Genomic DNA, 20567 nt, shown 5'->3' with positions numbered 1-20567 from the left:
GCGTGATCATATGGTTGTCTGCATGGCGTTGCTGCTCTGTGCATCCATGATTTGTGTGCTGCACATTGGAAAGGCGTCCTTGCCTTGCCGGTGTGCGCCATGCTTCCGGGAGCGGAAAATCTCCGTGCGCGACTGCGGCGCCCCGGGAGTGTCAGCAACGGAATCGTGGAGCAGCAGGAATCGGGCGATTGCGGCCTTTGGTCTAGGCTTTGCAGGCGTGAAAGCCACGATTTGTGCAAGACGATCGAAACGGCTGAGTGCCTTGCGGCCTCGAGAGCAGTTTCAGCGTTGCCGAAATCATCGAGGGATTACCATATGATCAACCGCAGAGACTTGATGTTAGGGGGATTGGCCGGGGCCGCGGCGTTCGGCTTCGGGCGGGTCAATCCCGACTTTCTTGTGAATTCCGCCTTTGCCGCCGAAGGCAAGACACTGCGCTTTCTCGGCGCGGAAGCGCTGACCGGCAACTGGGACCCAACCACCCATACCAATCTAGGCCAGCTCATCGTCGAGGGCTTCGTGTTCGGCTACCTGACGCGGGCGCCGATGCGGCCGGAGAAGCCGGACGAACTGATCTTCGAGCTGGCTGAATCGATGAAGCCCATCGACACCTATACGATGGAGGTGAAACTCAGGAAGGGCGTCAAATTTCATGACGGAACCCCGTTCACAGCGGCCGACGTCAAGGCGACCTATGAATATGGCTGCCAACCCGATCGTCCGGCGCAGTGGTACCCCGGTCTCGTCACCGTCGACGTCGTCGACGACTACACCTGCCACATCAACACGAAGGTGCAGGGCTATCCGGCGACGCTCTACTACTACCTGTCGTCCTTCCTGCCGATCATGTCGGCCAAGGACGTTGCCAATAAGGCGCAGCTCTCGGCGCGCATGAACGGCACGGGCCCCTACAAATATGTCGAGCAGAAAGGCGACACCACCGTTCTCGCCGCCAATCCCGACTTCTTCCTCGGCGCAGCGAAGATCCCGGGTGTCGAGTATCACTTCGTCGGTGACACCACGACGCGCACGCTGTCGCTGTTGAACGGCGAGGCCGACATCATCGAGCGGCTCGAGCAGGAGCAGGTCGAGACCATCTCGAAGGATGCCCGCTTCAGCATCCACAAGGCGGTTTCGGTCGAGAACAAATACCTGTTCTTCCGCTGCTCGAAGAAGCCGTTCGACGATCCGCGCATTCGCCTCGCCGCATGCTACTCGATCGACCGCAAGCAGGTGCTCGACGTGCTCGGCGTCTCCGGCATCTATTCCAAGGCGCACATCTCGCCGGTCAAGTTCGGCTATGCCGAGGTGGCCGACTATCCTGAATTCGATCCGGACAAGGCGCAGAAGCTGCTCGCGGAGGCCGGCTTCCCCAAAGGCCAGGGCCTGCCCGAGCTCACCTATTACACGTCGGTCGGTTTCTATCCGAAGACGAAGGAATATGCCGAGTTGATTACCGGCATGCTCCAGGAGCAGGGATTTAAGGTCAATCTGCAGACGCTCGAAGTCGCGGCGTGGGGTAATTTGCTTTACGACAAGCCCGGCGGCGGTGAGGGCAACATGATCGACTGCGGCTGGTGCACCGGCTCGCCCGAGCCGGATCTCGTCCTGCGCACCCACTTCCACTCCTCCTCCAAGCGCATCACCGGCATCGTCGACAAGGACATCGACGCGGTGCTGGACAAGGAGCGCAACGCCACGACAATCGAGGAGCGCAAGAAGATCCTGCAGACCGAGACGCTGCCGACCATCGCCAAGAAGGCCCCGGCGCTCGCATTGTTCACCTCGGTCTTCATCCATGCCTACAGCAAGAAGCTGGATGGTCTGTACATCTATCCGAACGGCATGCAGGACATGACCAAGGCAACATTGGCATGATGATTGCTCGGCAGGCCGGGTACGCCCGGCCTGCCGGTTCGCGAACGCAGGCCGGACTGGTCGGGTCTGGTCCTCATGAATTGCAAGGGTAGCTCTTCTCGATGTTGATCCTGGAATTCCTGGTCAAGCGGATCGCGCAGGGCATCCTGATCGTCTTCATCACGTCGTTGATCATCTTCACGCTGCTGCGCGTGGTGCCGGGCGATCCCGTGCGCCTGATCGTCGGCGGCATGGCGCCGGCCGATGTGGTCGAGAAGGTCGCGACCAAGATGGGGCTGCGCGACCCCATCATCGTGCAATATGGTCGGTACATGCGCGGGCTGGTACAGGGCGATCTCGGGCAATCCTATTTGCGGCCGCGCAGCGGCATGATCGCGACCGGCGGCCAGTATGTTGACCCGACCAAGTCGGATATGGCGCCGGTGATCGATCTCATCCTCGAACGCCTGCCGTTCACGCTGCAACTGGGCGGAATGGCGCTCGTGTTCGCGCTGCTGCTGTCGTTTCCGATCGGCATCGCGGGCGGGCTGCACCAGCATCGTTGGCAGAATGCGTTGGCGTTCGGAATGCAGTCGCTGTTCGTCTCGATTCCGAATTTCTGGCTCGCGATCGTTCTGATCCTGTTTCTGTCGGTGAAGCTGAAGCTGCTGCCGGCGCTCGGTTACCAGGGGTTTTCCTATGTCATCCTGCCGGCCTTCGTGCTCTCGGTGGAGATCGCCCCCTTCATCATCCGCACGCTGACGACCTCGCTCGGCGAGGTCATGCAAGCGCCGTTCATCGATGAGGCGCGGGTGCGCGGCCTGTCTCGCCGCCGCATCGTCTATTCGCACGCCCTGCGCAACGCGGCAGTGCCGCTAGTCAACCTGCTCGGGATCCAGCTTTCGACGCTGATCGGCGGCGTTCTCGTAATTGAATACATTTTCGACTATCCTGGCCTCGGCAATCTGACCGTGGTCTCTGTCGTCGGGCGCGACTTTCCGGTCATCCAGGGCATCGCCATCACGACCAGCGCCGTCTTTGTCTTCATCAATATCATCGTGGATTTGGTCGCCTATCTGGTCGATCCCCGCGTGGAGATCTGAGCATGACGGCCACCACGATCATCGCCGAGGAGCCCGCCTTGCCGGCGGCCCCAATCCGTTCCGTCAACCGCCGCATCATGGCCGCCGCCTGGCGCATGCCGAGCTTCAAGATCGGTTTCTTCATCTTCATGGCGCTGGTGCTGGCCTCGGCCATCTATCCCGAGGTGTCCTCGATCAGTGCGACCAAGATGGTGGTGAAGGACAAGTTCATGTCGCCGGTCTTTCTCGGCGACAAATGGACCTGGGATCATCCGCTGGGTACGGATCAGCTCGGCCGCGACATGCTGATGCGCAGCCTGATCGGCCTGCGCTATTCGCTGCTGGTCGGCGTCGTCACGGTCCTGCTCATCTTTGTCATCGGCTGCGGCCTTGGCCTGTTCGCCGGCTTCAAGGGCAAATGGTGGGACACAGTCATCATGCGGATCACCGATGCCCAATTGTCGATTCCGATGATCATCCTGGCGATCACCATTCTCGGCGTGTCGCGGCCGACGGTGCCGACCATCATAATCGTGCTGGCGCTGTCCGGCTGGCCGCTCTACGCGCGCGTGGCGCGCAGCGCCGCGGTCACCGAGCGCGGCAAGGAATATGTCCGCGGCCTGCGCGTGCTCGGCGCCGGGGACTGGCGGATCCTGTTTCTGTTCGCCGCGCCGAACATCCTGCCGCCGATCGCATTCGTCGCCGTGCTCGACGTCGCACGCATGATGATCTTCGAAGCGATCCTCGGCTTCCTGGGGCTTGGCATCCAGCCGCCGACGCCGAGCTTCGGCAGCATCATCGCCGACTCCCGCAAATACCTGATCAATGCCTGGTGGATCGCGACCACGCCGGGCGTGTTCCTGGCTATCGCGCTTACCTCGATCAACCTGATGGGGTCGGCGCTCGAGAAGGCGCGCAACCGCATCTATGGGGGTCTCTGAGATGGATCTCTCGCTCATTCTGGAGGTTGACGACCTCACGGTCGGCGCTTCGGCGTCGGGCGCCGCGCCGATCCTCGATCACATCTCCTTCCGCCTCAACACCTCGGAGATCTTCGGCATCTATGGCGAAAGCGGCGCCGGCAAAACCGTGCTCAGCCGCGCATTGGCGAACTGGCTGCCGGAAAGTCTGGCGTATCGCTCCGGACGGGTCACGTTCGCCGGCCACGACATTCTCGGCGCCGGGGCGCGCGAGGTGCGGATCGGCCGCGACATCGCCTATATCGGCTCCAAGCCGCAAAGCTCGCTCGATCCGACGATACCGGTCGGGACCCAGATCGCGGAAAAGCTGCACAGCGTCAGGCCCGAATGGAATCCGCGCGAATGCCGCGAGCGGGTCGTGCAGCTCCTCGGCGAGGTCCGGATTCCATCGCCGAAGGAGCGCTATTGGGACTACCCGGCAAAATTTTCCGGCGGCATGATGCAGCGCGCGATGATCGTGGACGCGATTTGCGCCGAGCCCGCCGTCCTGATCGCCGACAACATTACCCAGCCGCTCGATGTCACCATCGCGGCACAGATCGTGGCGCTGCTCCACGACCTGTGCCTCCGCCACAGGATGGCGACAATCTATCTGTCGTCTTCCTTGCCCACGCTCGGCCAGTTCGGCGACCGCACGGCCGTGCTCCATCAGGGCCGGTTCGTCGAGCAGCAAGCGTTTGCCGGCCTGCTCGCCTCGCCACAGACCGACTACACGCGCAAGGCCATTGCCAGTGTGCCGCGCATGTGGGCGACCACCGAGGGCCCGCTGGCCCGCCGCAAGGCGCAAGACGAAGTGCCGCTGATGAAGGTGGAGCACGTTGTTCGGACCTATCGCGCGCGCAAGCGGGGGACGTTCAATACCTACAGCAACGTGCAGGCGGTGCGCGGCGTAACGCTCGACATCATGCCGCGCGAGAATTTCGGCATCGTCGGGGAATCCGGCTGCGGCAAGTCGACCCTCACGCGCCTGCTGGCCTGGCTGGAGGTTCCCGACAACGGCAGCATCGTCCTCAACGGCACGTCGCTCGGGGCGTTGTCGCCGCGCGAGCTGATCCGCACCCGCAGCGAATTCCAGCTGCTGCTGCAGGATCCGTACAACGCGCTGCCGCCGCGCACCACCGTCGGCCGCATGATCGAGGAGAGCCTGCTGATCCGCGGCAATGTCGCCCGCGCGGACCTGCGCAGCCGGGTCATCGCAGCGATGGCCGAGGTCGGTCTTGCCGCCGAGCTCTATGACCAGCTCCCGAACACGCTCTCCACCGGCGAGCGCCAGCGCATCTCGATCGCGCGTGCCCTGATCCTCGATCCCAAGCTGCTGATCCTCGACGAAACCTTGTCCGCGCTGGATCAACGCGAGCAGTCAAGGCTGATGGACCTGTTCTCGAAGCTGCAGGAGAAGAACGACCTCACCTATGTCTTCATCTCCCATGATCTCGCAATGGTGCGCAGGGTCTGCACGCGCATTGCCGTGATGTATCTCGGTGAGATGGTCGAGATCGCCGACAACCGCGAGCTGTTCTTCGATCCCCAGCATCCCTACACCAAGGCATTGCTCTCGGCCGCCCCGACGCTGGAGGAGAAGCCGTTCAACCCGGCGGACTTCTTGCTGGAGGGCGAGCCGCCGAGCCCGATCGATATCCCGGCGGGATGCAGCTTTGCCTCGCGCTGTCCGAAGGCGTTCGGCCGCTGCCGGCTGGAGACGCCGAAGCTGGTCGAACACGCGCCGGGGCGCTTCGCCGCCTGCCACCTTCTCGACGGCGACCCGGCGCAGGCCGCGGCCTGAGCGCTCAGGGCCGTGGCTTGAAGGGCCAGTCCATCGCGAACGAGCGCATGTCCTCCAGCGCCTTGGTCACCTGCAGCACGCCGAGATCGTCGAAGCGGTGCCCGGTCACTTGGACGCCGATCGGTAGATGGCGGGAATCGAATGCCATGCAGACGGTGGAGGCGGGCTGGCAGGTCTGGTTGAACATGGCGGTGAACAGCGTGTGCGCGAGCGGCGTCTCACGCGACACGCCGGGCTCCTCGGCCGGGAAATTCACCACCGGCAGCGTCGGGGCGATGACATAGTCCCAGCCCTCGAAGGCCGCGAGCAGCGCCGCCTTCATCTTGGCGATCCGGCCCAGCGCCCGGTAGAGGTCGGCGCCCGAATGTTTCGCCCCGCCAAGGCACCATGCGCGAACGTAGGGATTGATGTCGCGTGCGGTGTCGCCATGCGGCGGCAGCGATGCATATTCGAGATAGCCGCGCACCTGGAGGAACAGGTCGATCGGCGCATAGGCGTCGTCGGTGAGCGGAGAGGTGAACGGCTCGACGATCGCGCCGGCGCCGGCGAGCAGCTTGCCGGCCGCATCGACCGCGCTGCGAACCGTAGCTTCGGCCTTCATGCCGAAGCCCATGTCGGTGAGGACGCCGATCTTCAGTCCCTTCACGTCGCGCTTCAGATGCTCGTGATAGCGCACGCCATCGGCGGGCAGGCTCCAGGTGTCGCGCTCGTCCTGCCGCGTCAGCACGGTCAGCAGGCGCGCGATATCATCCACGCTGCGACCCATCGGGCCTGCCATGCGCATGGTGTCGGCCGGCAAATGCGGCACACGGCCATGGGTCGGCTTCAGTCCGGCCAGTCCGCAATGGGCGGCCGGAAGGCGGACCGAGCCTGCGATATCCGTGCCGACGGAAACATAGCCGGCGCCAGCGGCGACGGAGGCGCCTGCGCCGGCCGACGAGCCGCCGGTATTCCAGGCGAGCCCCCAGGGGTTGCGGGTAACGCCGTGCAGCGAGCTGATGCCCGACGCCATCAGGCCGCAATCCGGCATCGTGGTCTTGGCAAAGATCACCGCGCCGGCCTCGCGGAGCGCGATCGCCGGCGGCGAATCGTAGTTGGACGGCGGCAGGGCACGGTTGGCGCCGATGCCGTGAAAATAGGGCCAGCCGATCATGGCGACGCTGTCCTTGACCGTCATGGGGACGCCGTCGAGCGGACCCAGCGCGGTTCCCGCCTTCCATCGCGCTTCCGAGCCTTGCGCGCTTGCGATGGCTTGCTCCGGACGGAAGCAGAACAGCGCATTGATCGCGGGATTGACCGCCTCGGCATGGCCGAGCACGGTTCGCAACACCTCCACCGGCGACAATGCGCGCGATGCGTAGGCCTCCGTCAGCCCCGCAAGGCTCATCCCGATCAGTTCCGCAGCAGACATCTTGGCCTCGACAAATGGCGTTCTGGATCAGTGTCCGGATAGCGAAAGTCGCCCCTGTCGGGGTAGTGCCGCTGCCGTAAGGGCATGATTTGGTGGAGTGCGAGGCATCCCTTTTGCATCTGTCTTGATCGAATTTGTCATCAAACCGGGAGGCCCGCGACAGGCGGGCCGAACGACACCCGCGAGAGATCAGAAGTCGTCATGAGCCAATCTGGAACGCAAATCGCCACGGTCCGGAACTACATTGCCGGGCTCCCGGGCTGGGGGACGGGCGATATCGTGATCGAGCCCGCCATTCCGGTCCTCGCCTCGCCAAGCTGGCGCGGGGTCGACGGCGCTCCCTGGCGCGCCACCAGGAACGGAAGCGGCGAGAGCATCTTCATCAAGAACATGGATGTGGATGCCAAGCTCTACATCGACGTTGCCTGCGCGTTCGAAGCGGCCCGGCGCGCATCCGATCTCGGTATCGGTCCCAAGGTGCTTGCGGCGGATCCGGACGCGGGACTTCTGGTCATGGAAGATCTCAACCGTGGCTGGCGGGTCGGCACGCTGGAGCGGATGCTGGAGCCGAAGATCGTCGACGCGGTCATCGCGGCGCGGCGCCTGTTCCAGGCAGGGGCGCCTCTGCCGCGGCGCATGGGAGTCTTCGACGAGATCGAGCACTTCTACGAGGCGGCAAAGGCCGCGAAGGCGCAACTGCCGTCTGATGCGGAATGGCTGGTCAAGGAGCTGCGTTTTGCGGCCGATGCCTTGAGGAAACTCGACATCAAACCGGTGCCAATCCATGGCGATGGCAATGTCTCGAACATCCTGATCAGCGACACCGGCGAGGTTCGCCTGATCGATTGGGATCGCGCCACGACGGCCGACCCGCTGGAGGACCTCGGCAGCTTCCTCGTCGAAGCCTTCGCGCAGGAGCCGGAGGCGCGCGACGCCTTCAGCCGCAACGCCGGCGGATTCGACGAGCGCGCATTCAGCCGCGCCCGCATCTACGGCATGGCGGATGATCTGCGCTGGGGCCTGATCGGCGCCGTGCTCGCCGCGCGGTCGGCGCGCAACACCTTTGAGTTTTACAAGTTCGCCAGCTGGCGCTTCGTACGTTGCCGCATGACGGTCCGGGAGCCGCGCTTTGGCGAGATGCTTCGGAGGATCGCATGACTGTCCGCAGGAAGCTTGGCGAGGGAGCGACAGTCCACGAGCGCAATATCGAGGCAGCGATCGCCCGCGTGCCGCAATGGCACGGCAAGGGGGCGGCCTATACCCCGCTGGTCGGCGGCCTCATGAATCAGAACTGGCTGGTCGAGATATCCGGCGATGGACGGCGCTACTTCATCAAGGTGCCCGGCGAGGGCTCGGAGATGTTCATCGATCGCGTGACCGCCAACGAGGCTGCGCGCAATGCCCACGCCATGGGCGTTGCGCCCGAGGTGATCTTTTTCGACGCCACGGACGGGCTCGAGATCAGCGAGTTCCTCGAAGGCTATCGCGCCTGCACCAATGCCGATTTCGGCGATGCCGCCATCCAGGCCGACGTTCTCGACCTTTACCGCCGCCTGCATGCCGGCCCGAAGCTCGGCCAGACCAAGACCATCTTCGACATGATCGAGGAGCATATCGAGCAGGGCAGGGAGCTCGGCGCGCATTTCCCGCAGGACATGCCCTGGCTGATGCATCGCTACAATCAGGCCAAGTCGGCGTTCCTGGCGTCGGGTCTCGATCTCGTGCCGTGCTTCAACGATCCGATGCCGGGCAATTTCCTGATCTCGGCGGAATCAGGCGGCCCAAGGCCGATGAAGCTGATCGACTACGAGTTCGCATCCAACAACGAGCGTAGCTATGAGCTCGGCGTCCTGTTCGCCGAGATGTTCTTCGACGAGCATCTGACGGAGGCCCTGATCGAGCAATATCTGGGCGAGGTGCGGCCGCAGATGGTCGCGCGCGTGATACTCAACCGGGCGCTCGCCGACCTGAAATGGGCGTCATGGGCGGTTGTGAACAGGAAGCTCAAGGACTGGGATTTCGACTATCAGAAGTACGGCGTCTGGAAATACATGCGTGCCCGCGACGTAATGTACGATCCCCGCTGGGATGGCTGGTTGCGGCTCGTCTGAGCCGCGCGACGGGAGGGCTTCCGCAGTTATTGATTGAGGATCGCGAGCGCCTGCTCGAGCAGGCTGTCGTTCGCGGCCGCGATGATCCGGCCATCGGATTCCGGCGACAGCGGCCGCCCCTGCCAGTCGCGGACGATGCCGCCAGCGCCCTCGACCACCGGAATCAGCGGCATGAAGTCGAACGACTTGAGGGAGGTTTCGACCACGAGATCGCAGTGGCCGGATGCGAGCAGGCCATATTGGTAGCAGTCGCCGCCAAATCGCCGGAACATGGCCTTCTGGCTGAGCGCATCGTAGCGGGCCCAGTCGCTCGGCGTGAAGAAGTCCGGCGATGACGTGTAGATCTGCGCGTCTTCCAGTCGCGTGGTGCGGCTCACCCTTGCCAGCTCGCCGTTGAAGGTGGTGCCTTGCCGGGTGCCGTACCACCGCTCGGCCAGCGCGGGCATATCGATCATGCCGGCGGTGATCGATCCATCTCTCTCGTCGGCGAGCGCGACGAGCGTGCCGAACAGCGGCATGCCGGAGATAAAGCTCTTCGTTCCGTCGATCGGATCGAGATACCACGTGTAGCGGTCCCCGGCCGTCGATCCCATCTCCTCGCCGAGGATGCCGTGATCGGGGAAGCGCGAACCGATCAGCTGCCGTAGCTCCATTTCGATCGCACGATCGGCGATCGTGACCGGCGTCAGGTCCTGCTTGCGCTCGAAATCGACGCGGGAACGGAAGTGCGTCACGGCGATCCGTCCGGCCACGTCGGCAAGCTCATTGAAGAACGAAGCGAGCTCGCTTGCCGATAATCTGTCTTGAATGTCGTCCAATGGTCGCTCCGGGCGGGAGGCGCGCCGACGTCGCGGGACGCACGACGCCTTGCCTTGGGATGGGGCGTTACGCGGTCTCGTGGACCGACTGCTTGTCGATCTCCCAATAGGGGGAGTCGAATCCGTTGCGCCGCGCCACTCGGGCGGCAGGGCTCCTCGGCTGCGGCGAGCGCACGCCAGCGGCCGGCTGCGGCGCCGACACGGGCGCCTGGCGAACGTCGCGCGGCGCCACCTTGAAGTGCCGGCTGAAGCAGCGGGAGAAATGCGACACGTTCTTGAAGCCGACTTCGTAGGCGACCTCCGAGACGGTCCGCCGGCCCTTCGGATCGGCGACTAGGATTTCATACGCCCGCTGCAGCCGCTTGGTCTGGACGAACTGGCTGACCGTGGTCTCGTTGTCGTTGAACAGGCTGTACAAATAACTGAGCGAGATGCGGCTCGACGCCGCGATCTTCTTCGGCGACAACGACTGGTCACCGAGATGGCTCTCGATGAAGTCGACGATCCGGCGGCGCAGGTGATAGCGCGCGTTGCGCACATCGGTTGCGGCGCCGCGATCCTCCGATCCGATGGTCAGCGCGACGAAGCTGATCATTTCGGTCGCGAGCGCCTGGGGGTTCGGCGGCGGCGAGGCGACGAACAGTTCGGCCACGCTGCGGATCATGCCCGCCAGCAGGTGCGTCATCTGTTCGTTTGGCTTGAAGCGGCGACTGATGTGATCTTCAACCGAGACGAGCCGGCCGCGCAGCTCGGCGGCCGGAATCCGCAACATCAGGAAGCGCGCGGTCTTGTCAGACGACAATTCGTAGAAGGCGAGCTCGCTGAGCAGGACATATTCGCCGGGACGTGCGATCCCGATGCGGCTGTCCTGGCTGAATGCGACGCATCCAGTCTGCGGAAACACCAGCACATAGGCGGCATCGTGGATGCAGGCAACGCGTTCCCAGTTGCGGGCAAAGGCGTGATCCGGCCCGACGAGTTCGAGATCGAGGCGTCCGATCCGGGTCCGCCAATCCTGCGTGGGACCGGGGCCCTTGTCGTTGCCAGCATGAAGGCCGGTGTGTTCCTCGCGGGAAGCAACAGATGTCAGGCGTGCCATGGCTGGGCCTTTCTCAGGGTTGCGCAACGATGATCTCCGTTCCGGCTTCACGGAGAGCGGTTGCCAGAGCTCCCTCTGGCTGCCGATCGGTAACCAGGCGATCGATATCGGTCCAATGTGCGAAGACGGTGAGCGCACGCTGGTCGAATTTGCCGTGATCGGCCACCAGGATGGCTTCTGCGGCGCGCTTGGCCATCGCGCCATAGATGGCACCGGCCTCATCGTCGGCATCATTCGCGCCGCGCGCGCTGATGCCGGTCGCGCTCACGATGGCGCGGTTGGCCTCATAGCTGTTGATGTTCGCGATCGTCTGCGTGCCGAACACATAACCTTCGGTGGGGTGATAGCGGCCGGGACAGCAGAGCACGCGGATCGACGGATTGACGGCTAGCGCGGCCGCAATGGCGTAATCATGGGTGATCACGGTGATGTCGTGCGCGCGTGAGGCCAGCCGTCGCGCGATGTGAAACGTGGTCGCGCCGGCGCCGAGCATCAACACCTCGTTCGGCAGGATCAGGTCGGCGATCACCGCGGCCATCGCCTCGCGCTCGGCGATCATGATCGCCTTGCGATCGGTCAGCGCCGGCTCGAGCGCGAAGGGACGGGACGCTCCGCCATAGGTACGGTTGATGAGCTTCTGCTCCTGAAGCTCCATCAGATCGCGCCGGATGGTCTCGCCGGAGACGCCGAGCACGGCGGCGAGCTCGGAAGCCCGCAGCGTCGGCGCGGCGGTGAGTTGCGAGATGATGTGCTTGTGGCGCGCGAGCTTCGAGAGGCGGTCGCCGTCGGCCTTTCGTGGCCGCTTGTCGGCCTCAGCAGGGGCGTCACTCGTCATTCCGCTGTCTCTCCGGCTGCAAACCTCTCCAGCGTCCGTGCCATGATCGTCCCCCAAGTGATGTTGTGAGTCCACATCAATCGTGTGGCATATTCCTCATTTTTTGGGCGCCGTGCTGCCTATGGAATTCGCAAAGGAATCATGGCGATCACATAAGGCACTGAAACATATGAGGTATGGCTTTGGAATGCGGAGCGCATGTCTGACGTTCTGGTGTCTCTTGCCTGCAATCTGCTTTTCAGTTGTGGGGATTCGCACATAGATCCAAGGTCGCGGTGGAACGGCTGGGGAATGATCGCCGCAGGGGACGGCTTTGGTCCGCGCAGGCCGCGGGCCAAAGGGAAGGCAGGCGATGCAGCAGGAGAAAGGGATTCTGGCGTTGAACGCCTTCGATCAGAGCCGGGTGTCGTCAATCGACCCAGCGCTCGGCGAGGCGGTGCAACGACGCCTGCGTTCGTTCGGAAAAGCCTCGGTGCTGTTCTATCAGGAGCCGATCAGGATGGCGCGCGCCGAAGGCGTCTATATGTTCGACGTCGATGGCCGGCGCTATCTCGATCTCTACAACAACGTCCCGTCGGTCGGGCATTCGCATCCGCGCGTTGTCGAAGCGATAAGCCGCCAGGCCGGCCTGCTCAGCACGCACACACGCTATCTCAACGACGTCGTCGATGGTTATGCGGAGCGTCTCCTGGCGACGTTTCCGCGCGGGATCGATCATCTGGTCCTGACTTGCACCGGCAGCGAGGCGAATGACCTTGCGCTACGGGTCGCGAAAGTGACAACCGGGCGGGCGGGCTTCATTGTCACGGAGACCGCCTATCACGGTAATAGCGCCGCAGTGACCGATGTCTCGCCGTCCTCGCGTCCCGGTCAGCCGCTGCCGCCCCACGTGCGGGCAGTTCCCGCACCCGAGATGTATCGCAATCCGGTCGGCGATCCCGGCCAGCGCTTTTCCGACAGCGTTGCCGCAGCGATCACCGATCTCGAGCGAAGCGGCTTCGGCTTTGCTGCGCTGCTGGTGGACACGATCTTTTCGAGCGATGGCATCCATGCCGACCCTGCCGGCTTCCTGGCCCCCACCGTGAAGCTCGTGCACGAACGTCAGGGACTGTTCATCGCCGACGAGGTGCAGCCAGGCTTCGCACGAACCGGGGCGGCGATGTGGGGCTTCGCGCGCCATGGCGTCGTCCCCGACATCGTCACGATGGGCAAGCCCATGGGCAACGGCTTTCCGATGGGAGGCGTCGCCATGCGCGCCGCGCTGCTCGATCGCTTTGCCGCGGAAGTGAAGTACTTCAACACCTTCGGCGGCAACCCGGTGGCCGCGGCCGCAGGCCTTGCCGTGCTCGACGTCATCGAGGACGAGGGCTTGATGCAGAATGCGCGCGAGGTCAGCCGTCACCTGATGGATGGATTGCGCGAGATCGGCAATCGTCACATGACCATCGGAGACGTTCGTGGTGCCGGCCTGTTCATCGGGCTCGAGCTGGTGCGCGACCGCGACAGCAAGGAGCCCGCACCGGAGCTCGCTAGCCTGCTGATCAATCGCCTGCGCCGGCGCGGCATCCTGATCGGTGCTGCCGGTCCGTTCGGCAGCACGCTCAAGATTCGTCCGCCGCTGTGCTTCGGCAAGGACCACGCCGACATGTTCATCACCGCGTGCGACGAGGAGTTGCGCGAGGTGGCCGCGTCGTGACGCGATCGCCGATAGCCCGCGATGCCACAGAAGCCGAAGATTTGAAGATCATGGATGCAAGAAGCGTACGAACTATCGCCGAGGCGAAGGCCCTTGTCGAGGAGCGGGGCCTCTCCCACGTCAAGCTCGGCATCGTCGATCTCGACGGCGTCATTCGCGGAAAATATCTCGCGCGCGACAAGTTCGTCGGCGCGCTGGAGGCCGGCTTCAGCTTCTGTGACATCGTGTTCGGCTGGGACTCCAACGACCAGATGTACGACAATTGTGCATTCACCGGCTGGCATACGGCCTTTCCCGACGCGACCGCGCGCATCGATCCTTCGACCTGCCGCAATGTGCCGACGGAAGAGAACATGCTGTTCTTCCTCGGTGAATTCGAGGGCGCCGCGGCGGGGGTGTGTCCGCGCCGGCTGCTGCGGCGCGTCATTGACCGCGCCGAGGGCATGGGATTCTCGCCGTCCGTGGCCGCGGAGTTCGAGTTCTTCGTGTTCGACGAGACGCCGCACAGCGTGCGCGAGAAGGGCTTTCGCGGCTTGAAGAATCTCACGCCGGGCTGGTTCGGCTATTCTATGCTGCGCGCCTCCGTCGAGTCCGAATTTCATCGCTCGCTGCTCAAGCTCTGCAACGAGATGGACATGCCGGTCGAAGGCCTGCACACCGAGACCGGACCCGGCGTGCTGGAGGCCGCGATCCAATACACCGATGCGCTCGCGGCCGCCGACCGCGCCGTGCTGTTCAAGACCTTCTCCAAGGTCTGGGCCGAGCGTCAGGGCAAGATGCTCACCTTCATGGCCAAATGGTCGAACGCCTATCCCGGACAATCCGGGCATCTGCATCTGTCGCTGCGCGACCGGGACGGCAAGCCGGTGTTTCACCAGGGCGGCAGGCCCGGCGACATGTCCGACATCATGCGCTGGTTCGTCGGCGGCCAGCAGGCGCTGCTTCCGGAGCTGCTCGCGATGGTGGCCTCGACCGTGAACAGCTACTCGCGCCTGATCCCCGGCTTCTGGGCACCGACCGACGCGACCTGGGGAATCGAGAACCGGACCTGCGCGTTGCGCGTCATTCCCGGCAAGCCGGCCAGCCAGCGCGTCGAGTACCGCGTCGCTGCCGCCGACATCAATCCGTATCTGGCGATCGCGGCCGCGCTCGGATCGGGCCTCTGGGGAATCGAGCACAGGATCGAACCGGACGAGCCGATCATCGGCAACGCCTATGAGCGCAGGCATCCGCCCGAGCGCGCGTTTCCGCGCACGTTGTCGGAGGCGGCCGACCGGCTGGTCGCCTCGCAGGCGGCGCGCAACCTGTTTGGCGACGTCTTCGTCGATCACTACGCGATGACGCGGCAGTGGGAGGAGCGCGAGTTCCGCAAGGCCATCACCGACTGGGAGCTCGCTCGCTACTTCGAGATCATTTGAGACGGATCCTCCCTTCCAAAAACGAGTGACATCACGTGAACGATATCGTCTGCATTTCGCCGGTCGACGGCAGCGAGGTTGCCCGGCGGCCCGTCGCAACGGGTGCCGAGGTCGCCGCGGCTCTCGCGCAAGCACGGAAAGCGCAGCAGGAATGGTCGAGCATATCGCTCGCCGAGCGCAAGGCCATGATGCTCGCCTTCCTGCACGAGATGCGGGCGCAGAACGACGAGGTCGTTCCGGAGCTCGCGATGCAGATGGGCCGGCCGGTGCGCTATGGCGGCGAACTGCGCAGCCTGGAGGAGCGCGTCCGCGTGCTGGTCGAGCTCAGCGATGAAGCGCTGGCGCCGATCGTGCCGACCGGGCAGCCCGGCTTCCGCCGCATGATCAAGCGCGTTCCTGCCGGCATCGTGCTGGTGATCGCGCCCTGGAACTATCCCTATCTCACCGCGGCCAACACCATCGTGCCGGCGCTGCTGGCCGGCAACGCCGTGATCCTGAAGCATGCCGCGCAGACCCTGCTAGTCGGTGAGCGCTTCCAGGCGGCACTGGACCGGGTCGGCCTGCCCAAGGGGGTGTTCAGGACGCTCACGCTCGACCATGTCATGACCAGTGAGCTGATCTCATCGCGCTCGGTCGACCATGTGAACTTCACCGGTTCGGTCGCCGGCGGCCGGGCGGTCGAGCGAGCGGCGGCCGGGACATTCATCAGCCTCGGGCTAGAGCTCGGCGGCAAGGATCCGGCCTATGTGCGGCCGGATGCCGATTTCGATTTCGCGGTCGAGCAGCTCGTGGACGGCGCCTTCTACAACTCCGGCCAATGCTGCTGCGGCATCGAGCGGATTTACGTGCATGAGCGGATCTATGACTCCTTTGTAGACGCCTTTGCCGGCCTGACCGCGCGCTACCGGCTCGGCAACCCGCTGTCGCGGGACACGACGCTCGGCCCGATGGCGGCGACACGCTTTGCCGATACCGTCCGCGCCCACATCGGCGAGGCCGTCGCAAAAGGCGCGCAGCCTCTGATCGATCCGGCCCGGTTCCCAGCGGACAAGATCGGTACGGCCTATCTGATGCCTCAGGTCCTGGTCGGCGTCGATCACTCCATGCAGGTGATGATGGAGGAGAGCTTCGGGCCTGCGGTCGGCCTCATGAAGGTCTCCTCCGATCAGGAGGCGGTTGGCCTAATGAACGACAGCCCCTATGGCCTGACTGCATCGGTCTGGACCGAGGACGCCGCCGCAGCCGAACGTATCGGTGACGGCATCGCAACGGGCACCGTATTCATGAACCGCTGCGATTATGTCGATCCCGCCCTGGCGTGGACCGGCCTCAAGGACACCGGACGTGGTGTCGGCATGTCGCGCCTCGGCTTCGAGGCGTTGACCCGCCCAAGATCATTCCACCTTCGCATCGAGCATTGAGCATTGAGAGCAGCACATGGACGTTCAGATCACCGGCGCCTGGAATTTTCCGACGCGCGTCGTTACCGGCGCGGGCCGCATTGCCGAGCTTCCCGGGGCGTGCCAGACCAACGGCCTCACCAGGCCATTGCTGGTCACCGATCACGGGCTTGCCAAGACCGATCTCATCGCCAGCATCGTCGACCGTGTGCGCGAGGCGGGCATTCCGCTCGCCGTGTTTTCCGACGTGAAGACCAATCCGACCGAAACCAACCTGACGGCCGGCGTCGAAGCCTTCAAGGCCGGCGGTCATGACGGCGTGATTGCGGTGGGCGGAGGTTCGGCGCTGGACGTCGGCAAATGCGTGGCGTTCATGGTGGCGCAGTCGCGCCCGGTCTGGGATTTCGAGGACGTCGGCGATTGGTGGACGCGCGCCAACACCAAGGGCATCGCGCCGATCATTGCGGTGCCGACGACGGCAGGCACGGGGTCCGAGGTCGGCCGCGCCGGTGTGATCACTCGTGAGGATACCCATGAGAAGAAGATCATCTTCCATCCCATGATGATGCCCAGGATCGCAATCGAGGATCCCGAGCTCGCGGTCGGTCTCTCGCCGTTTCTCACCATGGCAACCGGCATGGATGCGCTGTCGCACTGCTTCGAGGCCTACTGCGTCAAGGCATTTCACCCGCTTGCCGACGGCATCGCACTGGAGGGGATGAAGATCGTCGATAACTATCTGTCGCGCGCGGTCGAGAACGGTCGCGACCTCGAAGCGCGCGCCTACATGTTCGCCGCGGCCTCGATGGGAGCCACCGCGTTCCAGAAGGGGTTGGGCGCGATCCACTCGATATCCCATCCGGTCGGCGCCCGATACGATACCCATCACGGGCTGACCAATGGTGTGGTCTTCCCTTATGTCCTGGTCTGCAACAAGGCTGCGATCGCCGACAAGATTCCGCACATTGCCCGCGCGCTCAACCTGCCGAGCCATGACTTCGATGCCGTGCTGTCCTGGCTGCTGGCCTTCCGCAAGAAGCTCGGCGTGCCGCATACGCTCGCCGAGCTCGGGGTGAAGGAGACCGACGCCGGAACGATCGCGGCCGATGCCGTCAAGGATCCGACTGCGGGTGCCAATCCGCGGCCGTTGACCGAGCCGGAGTTCAAGCAGCTGACGCTGGCCGCCATTCGAGGCGATCTTGGAAGCTGAGCCGTGCTGAGGCTGCTAGTTCTCGAGGGCAACACGCTGGCCGGCCGGCGACGGATCGCCGAGACGGCGGGCGCAATGCCTGCGGAGAGCTATGCGGCGGTCCTGCGGTCGCTTGCACCTCGCGTCGTCGTCGACATCGCGACACCGGCGGATGCGAGCTTCGCGCTGCCGCAACCGCTCGAAGCTTACCACGGCATCGCGATCACGGGGTCGGCCCTCAATATCTACCAGCGAGAGGTCGAAGCGCTGCGGCAGATCGACCTCGTGCGCGAGATCTTCGTTCGCGGAGTGCCAATGTTCGGCTCGGGCTGGGGCTTGCAGCTCGCCACGGTCGCAGCGGGCGGCGAGGTCGGTCTCAACCCGGCGGGGCGCGAGGTCGGATTCGCGCGAAGGATCATGCTGACGGCTGAAGGCCGCGCTCATCCCATGCATGCTGGCCGTGCGGCGGTGTTCGACGCGCCGGCCATCCACAGCGATATTGTCACCCGCCTTCCGCAGTCCGCAACCGTCACCGCCTGGAATACCATGTGCGAGGTTCAGGCGGCGGAGATCCGTTTCGGTCGCGGGCTATTCTGGGGCGTGCAGTATCATCCCGAATATCGCCTGCACGACGTCGTCGCCGTCATCCGGCGCTACGGACAGCTCCTGGTTGACGAGGGTTTCTTTGCCGATCTGGACGCGCTCGCGCGTTATGCCGCCGACCTCTCGGCGCTCGAGGCGGACGAACGGCGTGGCGATCTCGCCTGGAAACTGGCACTTCACCGCGACATTCTGAGCCATGATTGCCGGCAGACCGAGCTGAGGAACTGGATCGCATCGCTGGAGCAGACATGACCGCATTGCATGACCTCATCGCGCGCTTTGCCAGGATCGGTGCGACCGACGACAGTGGCGTGTGTCGGCTGGCTGGAACGGCGCGCGACAAGGAGGCGAGGGACCTCTTCTTGCACGAGATCGCCGATCGCGGCCTTGTTCCGAGGATCGATGCGATCGGCAATCTGTTTGGCGTGGCGATGCTGGCACCGGCGTCTACGGACGTCGTCATGACCGGCTCGCACCTCGATTCCCAGCCGACCGGAGGGCGATATGACGGGGTCTTCGGCGTGCTCGCCGGGATCCTCGCGGTCGAGGCCGTCAGGGAGCGTTGCCGTGCCAATCCCGGCGCCGCGCGACGCAACCTCGCCGTCGTGAACTGGACCAATGAGGAGGGTGCCCGCTTCCAGCCCAGCCTGACCGGCAGCTCGGTTTTCGCCGGCGCCCTGAGCCTGAAGGATGCGTATGCGTGCAGCGACGCAGAGGGCGTCACCCTGGGCGAGGCGCTGGCCGCGATCAGCTATTGCGGGACGACGCCCCTCGAACACAATCCGGTGCGCTATGTCGAGTTGCATGTGGAGCAGGGCGATCGCCTGGAGCAGGCGGCTGGCGACATTGCCGCAGTGTCCGGCGCGTGGATGACGCGCAAGATATCGGTGATGTTCGAAGGCGACTACTCGCACACCGGACCGATGCCGATGGCGCTCCGCCGCGACGCACTGCGCGCAGCGGCCCGGGCTATCGAGGCGCTGTACCAAGAGGTCGCGAGGGAGACTGCGGGCGCCCATGCCTCCGCGGGGCGCATCAGCGTTTATCCCAACTCGCCGAATGTCGTGGCGGGCCGTGTTCGGGTCTGGTTCGAGATCCGGCATGAGGCCGAAGCCGTGGTCTCGGCGATCAGCGATCGCTTTCTGAAGCGAATCGCGCGTGAGTCGGGCGAGATCGGCGTTGGTATCTCGATCGCTGCCGACGAGAGGCGAGCGGGGACCGTGCTTGACCCCGGCGGCGTGGCACTGGTTCTTTCTGTCGCCGCGGATCTCGGTTTCAAGGCCATGACGTTCAAGACCATCACCGGCCACGACGCGCTGGCCATCCAGAAATCTGTTCCGTCCTCGCTGATCTTCGTCCCGAGCGAGGGCGGGCTCAGCCACAATCCGCGCGAGTTCACGGCGCCCGCGGCCCTCGACAAGGGCTACGCGGTGCTGACCGAGGTGCTGTGGAGAATGGTTACCGCGAAGGCGTGAGGCATTTCGGGTGGATGATCCTAAATGGGCGATGAAGGGACACCACCCGACAAGTAACTGATTTGCTGGTGGGTCCGGCGGGACTCGAATCTGCAACCTGACCGTATGAGCGACGATCGCGTTCGAAGCTCGTCTGCCGCATATCAAAGTAGACCGTTGGCTGATTTCCACTTCTGGCCCCAAAGCTGAACTTTGCAGAAGGTTGCAATGTCCGCCTTCGCGAGGAAAGCCGACCAAGGCGAAGCGGACCGCCGAGGTCGGCTTGGACCCATATGACGGACCTCGTGCGCATTGAACCCAGTTACGGAACCAGTATCGCAATCGATAAACTTCGATTTGCTCTGCAAGCCTTTCTTTTGAACGAGCCGATAAACGCTTCGGGCACGAAGGATTATTTCGGGATGATGTTGAGCAGGAATTCGGCGATGGTCTGCTCTTTGGCTTTGCCGGCGTAGACTGCAACGGCCGGCCGCGGCGATGCCGCAGAAGAAGCCATAGCCGCGGCGGTCGGATAACGGTAGTCATCCCTTAATGATGAGGCGCCCCAGGAACGCATTGCAGGCCCGCTCGGCTTCAGCGAACGAACTGAAGGGAGACCCGGATACGTGAGCCGCTGGCATATTCAGAAAGTCAGGGCGATATGATGCAACAAAGCCCGGCTCTCCATGCAATCCAGGTCCACTCCGGCTCTCGTTGCTGATGACGAATGAATAGTCGTCGCTGCTTGCGATCCATATCTCCAGTTCAGTATCGACTCGGCGGAAGTGCAGGGCCATTTCACCCTCACAAACTTTGGTCCTCCGTGATCAT

At 64.1% G+C, this 20567-nt stretch carries 17 protein-coding genes; 12 read left to right on the top strand and 5 right to left on the bottom strand.

Annotated elements, in window-relative coordinates; translation table 11 throughout:
• Positions 1-315 precede the first annotated feature (315 nt).
• The 4 genes from ACVMDN_RS25015 (at position 316) to ACVMDN_RS25000 (ending at position 5702) form a co-directional block, all read left to right on the top strand.
• Positions 316-1878, top strand: a complete 1563-nt coding sequence (locus ACVMDN_RS25015) for an ABC transporter substrate-binding protein (protein WP_057020614.1) — start codon at positions 316-318, stop codon at positions 1876-1878.
• 101 nt (positions 1879-1979) lie between these two features.
• Positions 1980-2960, top strand: coding sequence for an ABC transporter permease (locus tag ACVMDN_RS25010; protein ID WP_076834245.1), 981 nt, complete (start codon positions 1980-1982; stop codon positions 2958-2960).
• Between the two features lie 2 nt (positions 2961-2962).
• The gene (locus ACVMDN_RS25005) at positions 2963-3880 is read left to right on the top strand and encodes an ABC transporter permease (RefSeq protein WP_057020612.1); all 918 of its coding nucleotides are present in this window, start codon (positions 2963-2965) and stop codon (positions 3878-3880) included.
• Between the two features lies 1 nt (position 3881).
• Positions 3882-5702: an ABC transporter ATP-binding protein gene (locus ACVMDN_RS25000; protein ID WP_057020611.1), complete on the top strand. Its 1821-nt coding sequence runs from the start codon at positions 3882-3884 to the stop codon at positions 5700-5702.
• Positions 5703-5706: 4 nt separating this feature from the next.
• Here the strand turns inward: ACVMDN_RS25000 and ACVMDN_RS24995 are convergent, their stop codons facing one another.
• Entirely contained in the window at positions 5707-7113 is a 1407-nt protein-coding gene (locus ACVMDN_RS24995; protein WP_057020610.1) for an amidase, read from the bottom strand.
• Positions 7114-7314: 201 nt separating this feature from the next.
• Between ACVMDN_RS24995 and ACVMDN_RS24990 the strand changes: the two genes are divergently transcribed.
• Together ACVMDN_RS24990 and ACVMDN_RS24985 are read left to right on the top strand one after the other, a co-directional pair.
• The gene (locus ACVMDN_RS24990; RefSeq protein ID WP_063790183.1) at positions 7315-8271 is read left to right on the top strand and encodes a phosphotransferase family protein; all 957 of its coding nucleotides are present in this window, start codon (positions 7315-7317) and stop codon (positions 8269-8271) included.
• A complete protein-coding gene (locus ACVMDN_RS24985; protein ID WP_057020608.1) occupies positions 8268-9224 on the top strand; it encodes a choline/ethanolamine kinase family protein in 957 nt (318 codons plus the stop codon). Before ACVMDN_RS24990 ends, ACVMDN_RS24985 begins: the two co-directional genes overlap by 4 nt.
• A 26-nt stretch (positions 9225-9250) precedes the next feature.
• Here the strand turns inward: ACVMDN_RS24985 and ACVMDN_RS24980 are convergent, their stop codons facing one another.
• The 3 genes from ACVMDN_RS24980 to ACVMDN_RS24970 form a co-directional block, all read right to left on the bottom strand.
• Entirely contained in the window at positions 9251-10042 is a 792-nt protein-coding gene (locus ACVMDN_RS24980) for an inositol monophosphatase family protein (RefSeq protein WP_057020607.1), read from the bottom strand.
• Between the two features lie 67 nt (positions 10043-10109).
• Positions 10110-11141 carry a helix-turn-helix domain-containing protein gene (locus tag ACVMDN_RS24975; protein WP_057020606.1) on the bottom strand — a complete coding sequence of 344 codons (1032 nt, stop codon included), beginning with the start codon at positions 11139-11141 and terminating at the stop codon, positions 10110-10112.
• Between the two features lie 13 nt (positions 11142-11154).
• Positions 11155-11976 carry a DeoR/GlpR family DNA-binding transcription regulator gene (locus ACVMDN_RS24970; RefSeq protein WP_057020605.1) on the bottom strand — a complete coding sequence of 274 codons (822 nt, stop codon included), beginning with the start codon at positions 11974-11976 and terminating at the stop codon, positions 11155-11157.
• 352 nt (positions 11977-12328) lie between these two features.
• Between ACVMDN_RS24970 and ACVMDN_RS24965 the strand changes: the two genes are divergently transcribed.
• From ACVMDN_RS24965 to ACVMDN_RS24940, 6 genes are read left to right on the top strand one after another with little or no spacing between them, the layout of a single operon-like run.
• Positions 12329-13672 carry an aspartate aminotransferase family protein gene (locus ACVMDN_RS24965; protein ID WP_057020646.1) on the top strand — a complete coding sequence of 448 codons (1344 nt, stop codon included), beginning with the start codon at positions 12329-12331 and terminating at the stop codon, positions 13670-13672.
• A gap of 50 nt (positions 13673-13722) precedes the next feature.
• On the top strand, positions 13723-15090 hold the full coding sequence (locus ACVMDN_RS24960; RefSeq protein ID WP_057020645.1) for a glutamine synthetase family protein: 1368 nt from the start codon (positions 13723-13725) through the stop codon (positions 15088-15090).
• Between the two features lie 35 nt (positions 15091-15125).
• A complete protein-coding gene (locus ACVMDN_RS24955) occupies positions 15126-16511 on the top strand; it encodes an aldehyde dehydrogenase family protein (protein WP_057020604.1) in 1386 nt (461 codons plus the stop codon).
• 16 nt (positions 16512-16527) lie between these two features.
• The gene (locus tag ACVMDN_RS24950; RefSeq protein WP_456816411.1) at positions 16528-17700 is read left to right on the top strand and encodes an iron-containing alcohol dehydrogenase; all 1173 of its coding nucleotides are present in this window, start codon (positions 16528-16530) and stop codon (positions 17698-17700) included.
• 3 nt (positions 17701-17703) lie between these two features.
• A complete protein-coding gene (locus ACVMDN_RS24945) occupies positions 17704-18534 on the top strand; it encodes a type 1 glutamine amidotransferase (protein WP_076834233.1) in 831 nt (276 codons plus the stop codon).
• Positions 18531-19757, top strand: a complete 1227-nt coding sequence (locus tag ACVMDN_RS24940; RefSeq protein WP_076834231.1) for a Zn-dependent hydrolase — start codon at positions 18531-18533, stop codon at positions 19755-19757. The genes ACVMDN_RS24945 and ACVMDN_RS24940 overlap by 4 nt, the downstream gene beginning before the upstream one ends.
• Positions 19758-20148: 391 nt before the next feature.
• Here ACVMDN_RS24940 and ACVMDN_RS24935 read toward each other — a convergent pair whose 3' ends face one another.
• Complete coding sequence (locus ACVMDN_RS24935) at positions 20149-20313, bottom strand: hypothetical protein (RefSeq protein WP_156436541.1); 165 nt, start codon at positions 20311-20313, stop codon at positions 20149-20151.
• Between the last annotated feature and the right edge of the window lie 254 nt (positions 20314-20567).

Source organism: Bradyrhizobium sp. USDA 4510, from assembly GCF_054059095.1.
Note: the sequence above shows the minus strand (reverse complement) of the source record. Positions and strands in the feature narration are given on the sequence as shown.